This is a genomic window from Acinetobacter sp. 24-47-47, assembly GCF_057737035.1.
This window is the reverse complement of sequence record NZ_CM173216.1, coordinates 2,515,446-2,532,947: the sequence shown is the minus strand read 5'-3', so window position 1 is coordinate 2,532,947 and position 17,502 is coordinate 2,515,446. Positions and strand designations below refer to the sequence as shown.

Below are 17,502 nucleotides of genomic sequence, written 5' to 3'. Positions count from 1 at the left end.
TTGATCTTCTAAACTGCATGTCTGCAGTAGGTGTTATTCATGAGCTTTAAGCAAGAGTTAGCGGAGCAAGTTGCTCAGCGACGTACATTTGCCATTATTTCCCACCCCGATGCGGGTAAAACCACAATGACGGAAAAGTTATTGTTGTGGGGGCAAGCGATCCAAGTTGCAGGTATGGTAAAAAGCCGTAAATCTGACCGTGCTGCGACATCAGATTGGATGGAAATGGAAAAAGAGCGTGGTATCTCGATCACGACCTCTGTGATGCAGTTCCCTTATAAAGACAAAATGATCAACCTGCTCGATACACCGGGGCATGAAGATTTCTCTGAAGATACATATCGCACCCTTACAGCCGTAGACTCAGCGTTGATGGTGATTGATGGTGCGAAAGGTGTCGAAGATCGTACTATTAAGTTAATGGACGTGTGTCGTATGCGTGACACACCAATTATTTCATTCGTCAACAAAATGGACCGTGAAATCCGTGAGCCGCTTGAGCTCCTCGACGAAATCGAAAATGTCCTGAAAATTAAATGCGTACCTTTAACTTGGCCTTTAGGTACAGGCCGTGACTTCGCGGGTGTTTTTAATCTGATCGAAGAAAAATTCTATGTCTATAAAGCAGGTTTTGGTTCAACCATTACAGATATTGAAATTCGTGACGGTTATGACCATGCTGACCTTCGTGAAAAAGTCGGTGAATTAGCTTGGGCTGCATTTGAAGAGTCACTAGAATTAGTTCAAATGGCAAATGAACCGCTTGATCGTGAAGAATTCTTAGCAGGGCGTCAAACTCCAGTATTGTTTGGTACAGCGTTGGGTAACTTTGGTGTAGACCATGTCTTGAATGCATTTAGTGAATATGCACCACCACCAAAAGCACATCCTACCCAAGACCGTAAAGTTGAAGCGACTGAAGAGGGTTTCTCTGGTTTTGTCTTTAAAATTCAAGCTAATATGGACCCTAAACACCGCGATCGTATTGCTTTCATGCGTATCTGTTCAGGCAAATATGAAAAAGGCTTGAAAATGAAGCATGTGCGTATTGGGAAAGATGTGCGTATTTCAGATGCATTAACGTTCTTGGCAGGTGATCGTCAGCATTTAGAAGAGGCATGGCCAGGTGACATTATTGGTTTACATAACCATGGTACGATTCAAATCGGCGATACTTTCACTTCGGGTGAAAACTTGCAATTCACAGGTATTCCTCACTTCGCTCCTGAAATGTTCCGCCGTGTTCGTTTAAAAGATCCTTTGAAATCAAAGCAACTTCAAAAAGGTTTAAAAGAGCTTTCAGAGGAAGGTGCAACTCAAGTATTTATGCCACAAAACAGTAATGATCTTATTGTCGGTGCTGTGGGTGTTCTTCAATTCGAAGTTGTTGCTTATCGTTTAAAAGAAGAATACAAAGTAGATTGTATTTACGAGCCTGTGAGCATTAACACTGTTCGTTGGGTTTCATGTCCAGATGAGAAAAAATTTAATGAATTTAAGAAAAAAGCACATGACCAACTTTCAGTTGATGGTGGTGGGCATTTAACGTACTTAGCACCTAGCCGTGTCAATTTACAATTAATGCAAGAGCGTTATCCTGATATTGTTTTCCGTAATACACGTGAACATTAATTTTGCTTGAAAATGTAAAACAGCTTCCTCGTGAAGCTGTTTTTGTATAAGAATAACCAATGCTTTAATTTCGGTTGATTCTTGTGATTACTCTAAACTTACAAAAAAAACGATTGCGTATTCTTCTTGCTACTTTAGTCATTGGGGTGGCATCTTGTGAAAAACAACCAGAGTCTACGACACAAAAGTCAGGGCAGTCTGCCCAAGTTAAAAACGCTGATGTGTTACCTTACTTAAATGATGACGCGTTTCAAGTTGAAATAAAGAGCGAAAATTGTACAAAATCGGTCTGCGAAAAAATTGAAATTTTAAGTCTAAAAACCGCAGATCAGTGGGTCTATCAACAACTTAACAACCATTTGGCTTTTGTGATTCAAGATCAAATCAATGAAAAAGAAAAATTGAGTTTGGATCAATCCATCGAAACCTATATAAGTCGATCTGAATCATGGATGAAGGAGTTTTCACTGAATCAGCCTTATGAGTTGGATATACTGACGCAAGTCGCCACCCAACGAAATCAATATGTGTTGATACAATTCATCGTAAACTCAAAACAAGCTGAAGTGATCGTTAAAGATCGTGGTTACTTTCTGGTATTGGATCGAAAGCAGAAAAAAGTTTTACAGTTGCAGGATGTGATTCGAAAGAACCAAATAAATGATTTTGAAAGAATACTTCAGTTGTCCTATCAAAAATGGTTAAAGGCCCAGAGTAGTGAAGTGAGAAGTATCGCTCCAGTGAATCTTAGCTGGAAAAATCAGGAGTGGTTCTTTGATGGTGAAGGGATTGGTGTTCATATTCGCGCGAACGAAATTGTCAAAGGTGGTGAGCAATTGGATATCTATTTGAATCATGCTCAAACTAAGCAAGTAGTTGTGCCGCAGATCTTCCAAAAGATGTTTTGAAATATTACAAATATTGTAATGTAGCATATACAATTGCAGTTAAACCCATACAAACGAAGCTTGAGCTATCAATTTCATCGGGTTAGGCTTAAATCAATGATAAATGACCGTTTCTCCTCAAGGTTGTGAGATGTTAAAAAATAAAATAGTTTGGACTGTATCTGTACTTACTGCCGCAATTACGCTGAGCGCATGTCAGCCAAAAGGGGACGGGCCTAAAGAGTCACCTGACACTCAAACTCAAGCAGCATCGGAAGTTCAGATACTCATGCTTCAGGGTGAAACTGAAAAAGTGCCTGTTCGGTTGGTAGAATGTGATGGTAACAATTGTCCAGAAATTTCAATTGATCGATTAAGAACGAATCAATTTGTGTTAGATGGCTTGATTGATCAAGCGATTATCAAAAATTTACAAGAAACGCTAGAGTTGTTCGAACCTGAGCAGACGCTGTCTAAAGACAAAGATACTCAAGCCGCAAGTGAAGTTGTTGAATATAAAACTGCAGCGCAGTTACTTGCAGAGCAGATTCAGCCCTATATTGATAACTTTGTGGGTTTAGATAAAGAGTTAAAGCACTTGGGGGTTGGACATCAAATTAGTTTGAGTATTAGTCCTAAAATTTTAAATTCACAAGGACCACTTGCAACCGTCGTATTGAATACGAGTAACTATTTAGGAGGTGCACATGGTTCTTCTTCACAAACTTACTTTAATTTTGATTTGAAACAGCAGAAACAAGTGTCACTGGATCAAATTTTAGTGAAAGACCAAAAGAATAAATTAAATCAATTGGCCCATGAAGAATTTAAAAAATGGGTCATAGATTCGCAGTTAGCAGATAACGTTGAAGAGTATGAAGAGGCTTGGAAATTTAAACTCACTGATAACTATTATTTGGGTAAAAAGGGTTTAATTCTTCAATACGGTGAATATGAAATTGGTCCTTATGTGGTGGGTTTGCCAAGACTCACGATTCCTTATGAAAAGCTAGAGGGTGTGATTAAACCTGAAATGCTGGAAGCTGTTCATCCTGCGGTTCAAGTTGCTGTACCTCAAGCTGCAGGTGAAGCAAAATAACATGCCCATGCCACGTTTGTTTGATACGCATACGCACTTTGATGTAGAAGTTTTTGACTTCGATCGTGAGCAACTTGCGTATCAAGCTAAACAGAAGGGAGTGGATGCCCTTGTATTGATCGGGTTTCAACACCAACGCTTTCATACACTGATTGAAACACACCATTGGTTAAATGGTTTAGATCAGGCACCGAGGAGTTATCTCGCTCCTGGTCTACATCCTTTTTATATCGAACAACATCAGCCTCATCATCTAGACGATTTAAAAAAAATTCTTGAAGTACAACAATGCATCGCCGTTGGTGAAATTGGTTTAGATACTTTTCTCAAGCAACATAAGCAGTCGGAAGTTTTCGCTAAGCAACAGGATTTTTTTGCGCAACAACTCGATTTGGCTCAACAATTTAAGCTTCCTGTGCTGTTACATATTCGTAAATCTCATGCTGAAGTATTAAGACTGTTAAAAGCAAAGCAATTTGTTCAGGGAGGTATCGCCCACGCATTTAGTGGAGGGGTAGAAGAAGCAAAGGCATTTATTCAACTTGGATTTAAGTTAGGGGTCACGGGACAGATTACCAATCCCAATGCTAAAAAATTACACCAAATAGTTCAGTATGTTGGCATTGAACATCTGGTCATTGAAACAGACTGTCCTGATATGACGCCATTATGTTGTCAAGCTTCAACTGAACACCGTACCCGTAATACCCCACAGAATTTAATTTATGTTTTAGATGGTTTGGCACATAGTCTAAATACGAGAGTCGAAGACATTGCGCAACGTGTTTGGGAGAATAGTGTGTCTGCACTCAACTTAAAAAATGAACTGAAATTGTCGTGAGTTCAAAACTCTCTATTCCTCTGAAGTTTTGCTAAAATACGCCTTTTCCAAATAGTGTTAGAGCAATATGACTGACTTAGTTCATGATGATGAATATGAACGCCGTTTTACCGGTGTAGCCAAAATTTATGGCGAAGAAAATTTTCAGCATTATGAAAACAGTCATGTCATGGTGATCGGTATTGGCGGTGTTGGCTCTTGGGCTGTCGAAGCTTTGGCTAGAACAGGTTTGGGCGAGCTCACATTAGTGGATATGGATTCTGTTGCAGCATCAAATATTAATCGTCAGTTACCTGCGATGACATCAACATTAGGTCATGAAAAAATTGAAGTGATGGCAGAGCGTTGTCGCCAAATCAATCCACGTATAAAAATCAATTTAATTGATGATTATCTAACGCCTGAAAATGTAACGGAGATTTTGAGTTCAAATCCAGATGTTGTGTTGGATTGCATTGATGATGTCAAAGCAAAACTCGCATTGATGCTACATTGTCGTTTCAATAAAGTCCCCTTGATTGTATCTGGTGGTGCTGGTGGTAAGTTAGATCCACTCAAAATTCGGGTCGCAGATTTGTCAAAAACAGAATACGACCCGATGCTGGCAAAATTAAGAAGTCAGTTACGCTCAAAAGGTATCTGTAAAAAGCCGAAAGAGAAGTTCGGTATCACCTGTATTTATTCGGTGGATAATCCTTTTTCGAATGCTGATGTTTGTGCGAGTGCTGGGTTAAGATGTGGTGGTTATGGTTCAGCCGTGGTGGTGACATCAAGTTTTGCAATGGTAGCTGTGGCTGAAGTGTTAAAACGATTAGATTCGATTCAAGCAAAACAAGCCTAAAAGTGATTATCAAAAAAGGTCTCTATCAAGAGACCTTTTTACTGATGTTATTTGTTTATTCAGCATTGATTTTTAAGCTTTCTTGTTCAGCATGTCTTTGAATGGCTTGTTGCATACCGATTAAGGCATTTTCAATATCTTTTAATGTTTTCGCGTTACCGCCACTCAGGGCTTGACGCCATTTTCGTGCACCAGGAAGGTTTTGAAATAAGCCTAAAATATGACGTGTAATCACTGATAGTGGCGCACCATCAGCTAAACGTTTTGCAATATATGGCATCATTTCCTGCATGATCTCAAAACGGTCAGGTGCTGACAAATTCCATAATTGTCCTAGTTCAGCCAGTAGATAAGGATTGTGATAAGCCTCGCGACCAATCATGACACCATCCACATGTTGTAAGTGTTGTTGAGTTTCAGCAAATGTTTTGATCCCACCATTGATTTCGATCAATAGTTCTGGGCGATCTTGCTTTAGACGATAGACATCTTCATAACGTAAAGGCGGAATGTCTCGATTCTCTTTTGGTGACAAACCTTGTAGTAAAGCAATGCGTGCATGCACGATAAAATTTTGACATCCCGTTTTTGCAACGGTATCGACAAAATGCAGCATCTCCTCATACGATTGCATATCATCGATGCCGATTCGGTGTTTTACCGTGACGGGAATATCAACTGCATTTTGCATTTCAGCAATACATTCAGCAACCAGCTCAGGCTCAGCCATGAGGCAAGCACCAATTTTATTGTTTTGAACACGATCACTAGGGCAACCAACATTTAAATTGATTTCATCATAGCCCCAATCTTGAGCCATTTTAGAACAGGTTGCGAGGTCTTTAGGATTTGATCCACCAAGCTGTAACACAATAGGGTGTTCTTCTTTGCTGTAATCTAAATGACGGGCTGCATCGCCAAATAAAATTGCGCCTGTGGTCACCATCTCGGTGTACATGATGATATTTGGATTGAATAGACGTGCAAAAAAGCGGTAATCACGGGTCGTCCAATCCATCATGGGTGCGACGGAAATTCGAGGCTGTAAGGATTGGATCGACGACATAAGAAAACCTAATCTTGAAGACGAATAAGAGAGCAGGCGATTATACGTCTTCAAGCTTAAATTCGATAGTGTTGATCAGATGTTGCTAATAGAATGCTAGTTTGAATATTTCTACAAGCCTACTCAAAATTTAATTTAACTACAAAATTAGATTAATTTAAAAAAATTAATTATAAGGGTTCTTTCATAAATCATTTTTTACTCAGTTCTAAATTATAAATCCCTGCGATTAAACTGAATCTTAATCCCAATCTTTTGCCACGGTTGCGATATCGCTCAGCAAGGATTTTGAAGGTCTTCAAAGTCCCAAATACATGCTCAATCCCAATTCTTCTTTTATTGATTTCTTGGTTATAAAGTTTTAGCTACAGGATGTAGTTTACAGCGCTTTTTTGCTTTTAATGGCAATAGACTATTTGGATACACCGTATAAATCCCTTGATAGCCTTTATCTGAAAGGATAAAAGACCCTTTAAGAATTTGATTCAGGTTACGTTTGAAAAGCTCGAAATCATGTACAGCACCACGACTCGTGCATAAACTCAGAACTTGCTGTGTTCTATAATGGATAATGGCTTCTACTTTAAAAGTATGTGCCTTCTTCTTACCACCATAGCATTTCTTCTGTTTTTTTAGGACTTTGAATTGGAATTTCTGTGGCATCTACGATCACCACATTCCAATCGATACCTTCGCCTTCAGCCAAACCCTTGGGTAAATTAAATAGATTAGACTTGATCACGCAATCTTCTACGTGGCGGACGATTCTTAAAGCAGTAAGCTCTAACACACCATAACTCGTTGCGACATGAAACAATGTTCGATATTCACGCCAATAACTTAAGCACAGAAGGATTTGATCTTCTACACTTAACTTAGATGGTCTACCTTTAGCAGGTACAAGCATATTTAGCTGTTCAGCCATTAAATCAAAGGTTGACCATGAGATGCCTGTATATCGCTTAAACTGTGTTTCAGAAAGCTTCTTGGAGTCGATGTATTTCATTCGCAAATTATGCATGAATATTTAAGATTATTCGGTACAAATAGTCAGCAAGGGATAGATCGTTTTTTGATTTATGAAAGAGATCTATTGTTAAGTTTTTATAACATCATACTTGATAAAAAACTCAAAATAACCTAAATTTGTGATGTATTTAACACAAAAAAACACTAAATGTATAAAATAATTCTACTTGCTTCATTTGCTTCATTTGCTTCGCCTATTTTTGCTGCACAGGAAGATAAATTAGTTCAAGAAGACGTGCGACAAGTACAAAGAATTAGCGAATTAGAAAAAAAGCTTAAAGATGAGACTATAATTTTAGCTCCACAGAAAAAGTTAAATATAATAAGTCGTCAAAATGTTGTCGTACTAGATGAACTATGTTTTGAAATAAAAAAACTTCACATTATTATTAATGATCCACTTCAAAGTGAAAAATATAATATTTTTAATGATTTAATTTATGCTTTAAATCAACCAAATTTTATAATTGGACAATGTATTGGCACTCAAAGCCTTCAAAATATTTTTAAATATGCTCAAAATGAGCTGATCAAGAAGGGACTGATTACAACTCAAGTTGTCGTCAATCCACAAGATTTGACTCAAGGTCATTTAGTTTTAAATATTCACATCGGTCGAATTAATCAAATAATCTCCAAAGATCAATCGATATCTAAAAGAGAAATATGGAGTGCTTTGCCATTTAAAAAAAATGAAATCTTAAATTTAAAAAAGATCGATCAAGGTTTAGAAAATTTAAAACGAGTCACTAATCGCGATGTTGATATCAAAATAGAGCCAGCAGTATCTGATGATGGTACAGAAATGATTGGCTATAGCGATCTTATCTTGACCTCTAGGCCTTATAAAAAAATTGGATTGAATTTGAATGTTGATAATTCAGGTTCTAAAAATACAGGAGAATATATTGGATCTTTGGGTATAACACTCAATAATCCATTAGGTTTGAATGATGTCCTTAATGTCAATTTGAGCCACTCCTTAGATAACTGGGATAAAAATTTTAATGAAAGCTTTTATGCAAACTACTCTTTTCCATTAAAAAATTATGAACTATCTGCTACTTACAATGAATATAATTATGAACAACAAGTAGCGGGTTTCGATAAACCTATTTTATATAGTGGTAAAACCAAACAAAGTAATCTCTCTCTTTCACGCATGATCAGTCGTGGTGCACATCATAAAACCAATTTTTATACCAAGGGTTACCATAAAGAAAATCAAAATTTTATTCAAAACCTAGAAGTAGGTGTTCAACGCAGAGAAACGGCCGGATGGAATGCTGGCCTTCAACATCGACAATATCTAGGCAATGCACTCGTTGATTTAAAAATTGATTATCGACGCGGTACAGGCGCACTAGGAGCGCAAGCAGCGCCAGAAGAAAAAATCGTTGATATTTATAACAACCCATTACCTGTTGAGGGTTACGCACGCGCTCCAATTTGGAGTGCTGATATTCGTTACTCTCAACCCTTTACTATCTTAGACCATCCTGTTCAATACCGATTAAATTGGCGAGGACAAGTTGCACCTAAAATTCTAGTTCCCCAAGACCGCTTTTATATTGGTGGACGATATAGTGTTCGAGGTTTTGATGATGTGCTGATGTTGTCAGGAGATAACGGTCATTACGTACAACAAGAATTGAGTTGGAATACCTCTTATATTCCTTCCACACAATTTTATGCAGGCATAGATCAGGGTTGGGTAAATGGTCGTAATAGTTATTCTGGAAAGCGCCATTTAATAGGTAGCGTATTGGGTCTTAGAAGTTATTTCAAAGGCATCTATTTAGATGCCTTTGTGGGGCATGGTCTGGAAGCACCTGAGATTATAAAAAAAGAGTGGGTTACAGGCTTTAGCTTAAATTTTTCATATTAATCAAAAAATACTTAGGATTTTAAAAAAATGAATAAAAATCGTTATCGCGTAATTTTCAGCAAATCAAAAAATATGTTTATTGCTGTTGCTGAAAATATTAAAAGTCAAACAAAAGCAGCAGGACAAAGCACCAATTCAAATCAAATAAATGCTTCTAGTGAAATACATGATTCAAAATCATTTCATCAATTATGGCAAGTCAAAAGTATTGTCGCTTCGATAAGCTTATTTATGATGTTTTCCCCTGTATATGCACAAATACAGGCAGATCCTGCTGCATCGGCTCACCAAAGAGCCGTTATAGGTGTAGGAAAAAATCAACAAGGTCAAAATGTACCTGTCATTAATATTCAAACCCCAAAAAATGGTGTTTCTCACAACGTTTATAATCGGTTTGATGTATTACAACCTGGTGTTGTGTTGAATAACAGCCGTAATGGCGCAGGTTCAGTTATTGTTGGAAAAGTTGAAGCTAATCCATATCTGCAAACAGGTGAAGCTCGTGTCATTTTAAATGAAGTAAATTCTGCTGCTGCTTCTCGTTTTGAAGGGAATTTAGAAGTTGCAGGACAACGCGCAGATGTGATAATTGCCAATCCATCGGGAATTAATATTCAAGGCGGTGGTTTTATTAATGCCAATCAAGCCATTTTTACGACAGGGAAACCACAACTAAATGAAGATGGAAGTATTAAACAGTTTGTCATTGGTCAAGGTAAAATCAATGTTAATGCAACTGAAAATAGCTTAGGTCTTGGTGGTAATAACAATAATGCAGATTATGTCGATATCTATGCCAAAGCAGTAGAGCTGAATGCTCAAGTACATGCCAATCAAGATCTTCAGGTGATTACGGGTTCAAATAATATTAGTGATAATTTAAGCGAAATTAAATCGAATAATCCTGAGAGTACGAGCCCTACTTTTGCATTAGATGTCAAAGCATTGGGTGGAATGTATGCGAACAATATTTTTATTGTCGGTACTGAAAAAGGCCTAGGGGTAAGTAACGCAGGAACGATTCAATCGCTTCAGAATTTGGTCATTACCAGTTCAGGTAAAATTGAAAATAAAGGGACGATAAAGAATACCAATCCTCAAAATAGTTTATTAAGTATCAATACACTTGAGGCTGCCGATATTGTTAACAAAGGCTCTATTATTGCAAATAATAATATCCTATTAAATTCAAGCAATAATTTTTTAATGAATGGTGGTTATATTGAAAAAAGCAATAAAAATAGTGAAGGAGATATTTATATAAATTCAGAAAAAAATACAGAATTAACAAAAAAATCAAAAATAGAAAATATATCTGGCAATACCTATATTAATTCAGGAGATGTTTTTATCAATGGTGAATCAATCATTAAAAGTAATAAAAATTTAGAACTCATCTCAAATAAAGACATTAAAATTCAGAACAATAGTACTATACATGGATCCAATGGGTTATATCTAAGTTCTCAAAATAAATCTGAAATTTTAGATAGCAACCTATCAACAATAAACAACAATATTGATATTTTTAGTTTTGATAATGAAAATGAAAAATGGATACCTTTAAAATTTAATATAAAGAGTGAAGCTGGCTCAACATTAAGAATAAGAGATTCGGAAGATAATATATTTTATACTGGCATAATAGATAAAAGTGGAGCATCACCTGTAGAGTTTAATTCTGAATCTCCTTACTTTATTATTAATACTATAGATCAAGCTGGAAATATTTCAAAAGATTTTAGAGTTGAAAATAACAGATTGCAAACAGATACAATACTTAAAGGAGTTAGAGTTAGTGCAAATAATGCGAATTTAAATGTATATAGCAAAGGTGTATTAAAAATAGAAGATCTAGATTTAAATAGTAACTCAACATCTTTAAAAAATTTAAATGTTGAAGCATTAAAAAAAATAATTTGGGATAGTACGGTTGATTCTACTATTTCAGGGGGTGTTAGTTTAAGGTCGGATAGTGGGATTAATATTAATAGCGGAGGTTTTGATGTGGGAGATAATTTCGATATTCATGGTAAAAATTTAAAATTGAATAGTAAAATTCAATCTAAAAATGATATAAATATTGTATCCTTAAAAGGTGATATCAAATCTGAAAATCTAGATATAGATTCAACGCAGGGGAAAGTTTCCATAATAGCACAAGGGCACGTAGATTTTGGAGAATCTAGTTTTAGTGATTCTAATGTCACGCCAATTAAAATTAATGCTAACAAGGATATCATTATTGCATCAACTGAGTCTAAAATTGATTTAAGTTCAACTGAATTAAAGTCTAAAGAAGGAAATATTAAAATACAAAGTAACGGTAATACGAATCTTAATAAAATTAATATTAAATCAAAGGGAAATATAGAATTATTCTCTCCAGAAAACTTGAAATTTCAGGAGGTTATTATTGATTCGCAGCAGCACGTCGCTCTAAAATCAAAAAAAATATTACATTTGAAAGCCCTATAGTACTTAGTGAGCCTAATAATCAATTTGATTTGAAAAAAAATAAAATAACATCCCCTGGAATTATCTCAATCATTAGTGATAAAAGTATAAATGCCCTAGATTTAGAAACTATAGGAGGTGCTGTTTTAGTTGAAGTTGGGGAATCATTTAATGTTCCTTATAAAGTAGTATTGAATTCTACTGGTAGTAATTTCTTAAAAAATGATTTAAATTTGAATAGTGCTAATGGTGATTTGGCTATTCAAAGTAATAATACGCTAATAATAGATCCCAAAAAACACCAATTAAGTGCGGTTGGTGACATTGAAATTATTTCAAAAAATGGTGAGTTAAAATTTATAGGTTATGGTGGAGATAATGGAAGCGGTTCCGAGAAAGTGGTTGATTTAAAAACAGAAAATGGTAGTATTACCCTGCAAGGTGAGAAAATAGAAATTCAGGGGAGTAAATTTAATTCATTAGGAGATATATCTATATTGTCAACAAGAAATGATTTGATTGTTTCAGGTGTTAGAAATAATATAAAAGGTAGTATAAATATTATTGAAAATATACTTCAAAAAATAAAAATAAAAGATCAAGAGTTATCTAATTCACCAGGTTATAAAGATTTTGTAGAAAAATTTAATGCTATTGCTTTTCAGTATCTTCAGGATGGTTCTGAAAATATAAAAACTCCAACTGAGTTAGAGGAGTATATAAATGATGGATTGTATAAACTGAATAATTATATTTTGTTAAATTATCCAGATTTTGTATATGAAAATACTAAAAATTCTTCTGAAAAAAATTATTATAAAGATGTTTTGAATAATTTAAATAGTGGTAATTTTACTGGCGTACAAAATTTAGGATCAATATTGCTAAGCCGAAAGGGCGATATTAAGTTAATATCTAATCAAGGGGTAGCCATAAGTGGATCCGAATTAAACTCATTTAATGGTTATATTGATATTGAGGCTAAGGGTGTTCTAGAGGATTTTGAACATGAAATAAGCGGTAAGTATAATAATAATTTAAGTAGCGTTAAACAAGGGAAATTGAAGTCTAGTATTATTATTGATTCTCTATATGATTACTATGAACAAGGTCTACTTTCAGATGATAACTACCTTTGGTTCAGTCCATTAAGGAACTCATACATTAATGGGAATAATGGAATATTTATTAAAACTAAAGGTGATAGTTTTAATAATAATTTAATATTACAAGGTGCTTTACTATCATCATATAATGGAGATGTGAACATCGAAAGTAATAAAAATATCATATTTGATGTAGCGGTAAAGCATAAATATGATAAAAGTAAAAAAATTGAAACAAAAAGAAAATGGTATGGAAAGAAAACAGTAACTACAACACTTAATACAAGTGAGAAATCTCAAGGAGATTCAGTTAACATTTATGCAAATAATATTAATATTTTGAGTTCTGGAGTCAACACAGAAAATTTACCAGTAACTGAAAGAAATAGTATTGATTTCTACTCAACTGTACTGTCTAATATTTCACTAAATAATAATGCTAAAAAAATAAACATACGGGCTAGTGGAGATATTAATTTTTTAACAGCAAATGATATTTCACTTACTACTAATGATATTACTAAGAAAAGCTCATTCGTAGGCATTAAATATAATGATTCTAAAGTAACTAGAACAAGTAATATAATTTCTGAAGTGCCATCTTATTTAGAAGCAAATTATATTGGCGTTAAATCCGGTTTTGATACACGCCTTGTAGGAACAGAATTTCAATATCTTGATGGTGCTGTTATTGAAGCGGGTAAAAAAATTATTTTAGAAGGTGCTTCAACTAGAATCGAGGAGACACTTAAAAAAGAAAGTAACTCAGTTGTTTGGCAATCAATGCAAGACAAAGGCTCAATCACAGAAACCGCAAAACTTCCTAGTTTTAATGGACCGACTCCTTCAACCTTTAAAGCAGAAGGTGGTATGGAAGTACAGATTCCAATTGGAGAAAAAGATCAACATAAGGTTCAAATTAAAGAAGAAATTATCAAACTTGCAAATAAACCTGGTAATGAATATTTAAACGAGCTGGTTAAAAGAGATGATGTTAACTGGAATAAGGTAATTCTAACTCAACAAGAATGGGATTATAAGTCTCAAGGTCTAACCGGACCTGGGGCTGCTCTTGTTGTGTTAATTGTCGCATCTTTAACCTCTGGTGCAGGAACAGCAGCAGCTAGTACATTTGGAGGTGGTGCAGCAACAAAAGCTGCAGTAGCAACCATAGCTTCACAAACGAGCGTAAGCCTTATCAATAATGGTGGGGATATAAGTAAAACCTTAAAAGATCTTGGTAGTAATGAATCTATTAAAGGATTAGTTACATCCGTTGTCACGGCTGGTTTACTAAGTGAAGTTGGAACTATATTAAATATAAAACCAAATCCTTTGTTGTTTTCTGATCGTTTAATTCAAAACTTCACCAACTCTATTGGCTCAACATTAGTTCAGACTGCTGTAAATGGTGGAGACTTAAAAGATAATCTTGAAAAAGCATTATTAGCAGGATTGGCAGGAGCATTACAGGGAGAATTAGCCCAAAACATTAAACCGTTAGAGGACGTTAATTATTTAGTTCATAAATTTGCTCATGCTGCCGCAGGTTGCATAGCTGGTGAAATTCAAAGAAGTTGTGAAGCAGGCGCTATGGGTGCTTTCGTAGGGGAAGTTACTGCAGATTTTGTGCCGAGAAATAAAGAAATTAAAGATATGTCAAGGCAAGAAAGAAATGAGTATAACAAGAAAGTAATAGATACTACAAAATTAATAGCTGGAATTGTATCAGCATATTCAGGCTACGATGTAAATATTGCAGCCAACTCAGCAGAAACTGCTGTCAAAAACAATTTTTTATATCCAAAACAAAAAACAATATATGAGCTGGAATATGTCGGTTGTAGCTTGAAAAGTGACTCTGAGGCATGCCGTGATAATCTTGTGCAAGAATATATGACTCTATCAAAACAAAATGATCAAACATTAATTGATACCTGTACTAATAACTCCTTGTACTCAGCATGTAATTCAATGATAAAGGTGGCTTTAGACTATTCTAGTAGCGACTTTTGGTATTCTAAAGCTCCAACAACATCAACGGCACTAAATAAATTAAAAATAGATCAGATACGTACAAGAGATTTCATACTTTCTAAAATTATCGAAAGTCCTGATTCATTTTATAAAGCAGTCAATGATATAGATACAAGGGCTGATTTTTTTAGTGCAATGTACCTAAAAACAGGAGCGAAGTGGTTCCTTGCCGCAGAACAAGTTTCAAGAAACGATTTATCTGGATTGATGTTTAATTTGGGAGCGGAATATGATCGTACATTGCAGACCGTGCTTGCTGCGTTTAAAAATGAATACGGTACGCAAACAACACTATCACAATGGAGATCTGAAGCAGGTGATGCCATTATGAAATTAGGGTATGAAGACTTTAAAAATGTTTATCAAAATTACCAAACAATAGATTTAAAGCAATGGAGTATCCAGCGTTTGGTAGATGAACAGGTTGCATTACAATCTATTCATGAAAAATATGTTTCTAAATTAGCACCTCCATTAAGATTAATTATGCAAGGTAAAGCAAAAATCGAGAATATTTTAAATGTCCAAGATCGAATAGATAAAGGATGTGTGGATATGGGCTATGAAGCCAAATGTGGGGTTTCAAAATGATGAGCGGTTTTAAAAACCCAGGAGACTTTTTACTCATTTTGGCATATTTTTTTATTTTTCAGTCTACATTGACTCTCTTTGGTTGGCAATTAAAAGAGAAAAGAGAAAAGATATTGAACTGGAATATTGTAATTGGCTCGCTTCCATTTGTACTCAGTATTGACTTGTTGTTTGATCACTATCAGAGTTCTTTTTTTGGGGAACTAACATTAATTCTCACTTATTTTTGTATATGTTTTGCTTTAAATATATTTTTTTGGATATTTAGTTTTTTATTTGAATTAAATCTACTTAAAATTAGATGGTATTTTTTTTCTTATATCAATGTTATAGGCGGTTGGATATTTTCAATATTAATTTAAATATTATCAGAAGTTTTGGCTTTGTTATATAAATCTTTTTATATGAATAAGGCTTTGTTGCACAAAGCTATTCTTAAGGCTTCTTCAGCCATATAATTTTCAAATGAAGAAGCCTACACACAAAATCTACCGCACAACCAATTGGCCCGCATATATCCGAGCACTCATTAATCGCGGAAATATTGCCATTTGGTTTGATCCTACTACGCAATGGTATGCTCTATCAAAAGGCAAACAAGGACGAAATAAAACCTACTCCGACGCAGCCATCCAATGCTGCTTAATGATTAAATCCTTATTTCGTCTGTCTTTACGTATGGTCACTGGCTTTGTGCAAAGTCTGATTAAACTTTGCGGATTAAATTGGACAGCGCCAGATTACAGTACGCTTTGTAGAAGACAAAAGTATATTGATATTGCAATCAGCTACCAAAAAAGTAGCTATGGGCTGCATCTACTCATGGACTCTACAGGCTTGAAGTTTCTAGGTGAGGGCGAATGGAAACGCAAGACATGGACCTGAATATCGTCGCCAATGGCGTATGCTACATATTGCTATAGATGCTGAAACTCTTCAAATACGTGCTATTCAGCTCACAACCAATAATATCAGTGATTCACAGGTACTTGGTGATTTACTTGATCAGATTCCACAAGATGAGCTGATTGACTCTGTTTATACCGATGGAGCTTATGACACCAAGTAATGCCGTCAGGCCATTGCAGATCGGCAAGCGCATGCGGTGATTCCACCTAGAAAAAATGCGAAACCATGGAAAGATACAAAGAGCAGCTCGCTAGAGCGAAATGAATTACTTCGAACAGTTAAACGTTTAGGTAGGACACTATGGAAAAAATGGTCAGGCTATCATCGCCGAAGTTTGGTTGAGACTAAAATGCACTGCATCAAATTATTAGGAGATAAACTCAGTGCAAGGAGCTTTGATAGCCAAGTCAATGAGGTTCATGCACGTGTAGCAGTCCTCAACAGATTTACGGAATTAGGTCGACCACTTACCCAAGTTACGCCTTAAATTTGGCTCAATTAGGGGCGCTTTGCCTTTCAAATCTTTGTGCAACAAAGCCAATCTAAACTTTAATGTTCATTTAAAGAGAATATTCGCTCTTTAAGCCCTTTTAAAATAAACTTAGCTGCTTGAGTTTGACTCTGGATAAAACCATTATATTTTGGCAAATCATCAGCTACATCTTGCACACGACGATGGTAAAAAATATGCATATTTTCAGGGGGAACTTGCGAGAAGTTTTTTAAGTTCCATTTAGGAATAAATACCAACTGATCTAATATTCCAAATTCAATAGAAGGGGACTGACATTGTTTGCATATCCCACGACGGATATTGGGTGGTGACTTCAAACGTTTAAAAGTAGTCTGTTTAATATTTAAATCACAAACATCTTGTTTCAAGAATACTAAAACATCTGAAAATGCCTTACTTGTATATTCTTGGCAAACTTGGCAGTGACAAATAAAATGTGCGATGGGCGCATGAGAAAAGCGAAAAGTATTTGCGCCACAAGAACAACTTGCTTCAACATTGAAAGGCATGTGATTTAAATTTGACATAAAACTTCCTTGTTTAAGATCTATTCATAGATGAAATTAAAATTTTAAAGTTCGATTGAGTATCACGCAGGATGAATA

General features: G+C 35.3%; 13 protein-coding genes and 2 pseudogenes. 10 read left to right on the top strand and 5 right to left on the bottom strand.

Features of this window, described 5'->3' with window-relative positions; translation table 11 throughout:
* Positions 1-39: 39 nt before the first annotated feature.
* The 5 genes from AC1M9E_RS11845 to AC1M9E_RS11825 all read left to right on the top strand — a co-directional run bounded on the left by AC1M9E_RS11845 (position 40) and on the right by AC1M9E_RS11825 (position 5,300).
* Positions 40-1,632 (top strand): peptide chain release factor 3, encoded by a 1,593-nt coding sequence (locus AC1M9E_RS11845; protein ID WP_035265298.1) that lies wholly within the window; start codon positions 40-42, stop codon positions 1,630-1,632.
* Positions 1,633-1,715: 83 nt separating this feature from the next.
* Entirely contained in the window at positions 1,716-2,540 is an 825-nt protein-coding gene (locus tag AC1M9E_RS11840) for a hypothetical protein (RefSeq protein WP_488224814.1), read from the top strand.
* A gap of 130 nt (positions 2,541-2,670) precedes the next feature.
* Positions 2,671-3,618, top strand: a complete 948-nt coding sequence (locus tag AC1M9E_RS11835) for an RsiV family protein (RefSeq protein ID WP_481597606.1) — start codon at positions 2,671-2,673, stop codon at positions 3,616-3,618.
* Positions 3,619-3,625: 7 nt separating this feature from the next.
* Positions 3,626-4,459, top strand: a complete 834-nt coding sequence (locus AC1M9E_RS11830) for a TatD family hydrolase (protein WP_481607846.1) — start codon at positions 3,626-3,628, stop codon at positions 4,457-4,459.
* A gap of 67 nt (positions 4,460-4,526) precedes the next feature.
* Positions 4,527-5,300 (top strand): tRNA threonylcarbamoyladenosine dehydratase, encoded by a 774-nt coding sequence (locus AC1M9E_RS11825; protein ID WP_481587568.1) that lies wholly within the window; start codon positions 4,527-4,529, stop codon positions 5,298-5,300.
* Between the two features lie 55 nt (positions 5,301-5,355).
* Here AC1M9E_RS11825 and dusA read toward each other — a convergent pair whose 3' ends face one another.
* The 4 genes from dusA to AC1M9E_RS11805 all read right to left on the bottom strand — a co-directional run bounded on the left by dusA (position 5,356) and on the right by AC1M9E_RS11805 (position 7,372).
* Positions 5,356-6,366 (bottom strand): tRNA dihydrouridine(20/20a) synthase DusA, encoded by a 1,011-nt coding sequence (gene dusA, locus AC1M9E_RS11820; protein ID WP_481954838.1) that lies wholly within the window; start codon positions 6,364-6,366, stop codon positions 5,356-5,358.
* A 191-nt stretch (positions 6,367-6,557) separates the two neighbouring features.
* Positions 6,558-6,668, bottom strand: coding sequence for a hypothetical protein (locus AC1M9E_RS11815; RefSeq protein ID WP_481595909.1), 111 nt, complete (start codon positions 6,666-6,668; stop codon positions 6,558-6,560).
* Between the two features lie 49 nt (positions 6,669-6,717).
* Positions 6,718-7,029, bottom strand: a complete 312-nt coding sequence (locus AC1M9E_RS11810) for a transposase (RefSeq protein WP_488224813.1) — start codon at positions 7,027-7,029, stop codon at positions 6,718-6,720.
* Entirely contained in the window at positions 6,971-7,372 is a 402-nt protein-coding gene (locus tag AC1M9E_RS11805; RefSeq protein WP_488224812.1) for a transposase family protein, read from the bottom strand. The genes AC1M9E_RS11810 and AC1M9E_RS11805 overlap by 59 nt, the downstream gene beginning before the upstream one ends.
* A gap of 171 nt (positions 7,373-7,543) precedes the next feature.
* On the opposite strand from AC1M9E_RS11805, the gene AC1M9E_RS11800 reads away from it, so the two are divergent.
* From AC1M9E_RS11800 to AC1M9E_RS11780, 5 genes and pseudogenes are all read left to right on the top strand, one after another.
* Positions 7,544-9,283: a ShlB/FhaC/HecB family hemolysin secretion/activation protein gene (locus tag AC1M9E_RS11800; protein WP_488224811.1), complete on the top strand. Its 1,740-nt coding sequence runs from the start codon at positions 7,544-7,546 to the stop codon at positions 9,281-9,283.
* 27 nt (positions 9,284-9,310) lie between these two features.
* A pseudogene (locus AC1M9E_RS11795) lies at positions 9,311-10,444 on the top strand (two-partner secretion domain-containing protein); the annotation flags it as partial.
* Positions 10,445-11,790: 1,346 nt separating this feature from the next.
* A complete protein-coding gene (locus AC1M9E_RS11790; protein WP_488224810.1) occupies positions 11,791-15,474 on the top strand; it encodes a DUF637 domain-containing protein in 3,684 nt (1,227 codons plus the stop codon).
* Positions 15,474-15,836 (top strand): hypothetical protein, encoded by a 363-nt coding sequence (locus AC1M9E_RS11785; protein WP_488224809.1) that lies wholly within the window; start codon positions 15,474-15,476, stop codon positions 15,834-15,836. Before AC1M9E_RS11790 ends, AC1M9E_RS11785 begins: the two co-directional genes overlap by 1 nt.
* A gap of 103 nt (positions 15,837-15,939) precedes the next feature.
* Positions 15,940-16,870, top strand: a pseudogene (locus AC1M9E_RS11780) (IS5 family transposase).
* Positions 16,871-16,932: 62 nt separating this feature from the next.
* Here the strand turns inward: AC1M9E_RS11780 and AC1M9E_RS11775 are convergent.
* Positions 16,933-17,424 carry a GFA family protein gene (locus AC1M9E_RS11775; RefSeq protein WP_481607816.1) on the bottom strand — a complete coding sequence of 164 codons (492 nt, stop codon included), beginning with the start codon at positions 17,422-17,424 and terminating at the stop codon, positions 16,933-16,935.
* Between the last annotated feature and the right edge of the window lie 78 nt (positions 17,425-17,502).

What these genes read in the sequence shown, in the direction of transcription:
- AC1M9E_RS11845 (WP_035265298.1), top strand. Translation starts at nt 40, where the DNA reads ATGAGCTTTAAGCAAGAGTTAGCGGAGCAAGTTGCTCAGCGACGTACA.
- AC1M9E_RS11835 (WP_481597606.1), top strand. Translation starts at nt 2,671, where the DNA reads ATGTTAAAAAATAAAATAGTTTGGACTGTATCTGTACTTACTGCCGCA.
- AC1M9E_RS11830 (WP_481607846.1), top strand. Translation starts at nt 3,626, where the DNA reads ATGCCACGTTTGTTTGATACGCATACGCACTTTGATGTAGAAGTTTTT.
- AC1M9E_RS11825 (WP_481587568.1), top strand. Translation starts at nt 4,527, where the DNA reads ATGACTGACTTAGTTCATGATGATGAATATGAACGCCGTTTTACCGGT.
- dusA (WP_481954838.1), bottom strand. Translation starts at nt 6,366, where the DNA reads ATGTCGTCGATCCAATCCTTACAGCCTCGAATTTCCGTCGCACCCATG.
- AC1M9E_RS11810 (WP_488224813.1), bottom strand. Translation starts at nt 7,029, where the DNA reads ATGCCACAGAAATTCCAATTCAAAGTCCTAAAAAAACAGAAGAAATGC.
- AC1M9E_RS11805 (WP_488224812.1), bottom strand. Translation starts at nt 7,372, where the DNA reads ATGAAATACATCGACTCCAAGAAGCTTTCTGAAACACAGTTTAAGCGA.
- AC1M9E_RS11800 (WP_488224811.1), top strand. Translation starts at nt 7,544, where the DNA reads ATGTATAAAATAATTCTACTTGCTTCATTTGCTTCATTTGCTTCGCCT.
- AC1M9E_RS11785 (WP_488224809.1), top strand. Translation starts at nt 15,474, where the DNA reads ATGAGCGGTTTTAAAAACCCAGGAGACTTTTTACTCATTTTGGCATAT.
- AC1M9E_RS11775 (WP_481607816.1), bottom strand. Translation starts at nt 17,424, where the DNA reads ATGTCAAATTTAAATCACATGCCTTTCAATGTTGAAGCAAGTTGTTCT.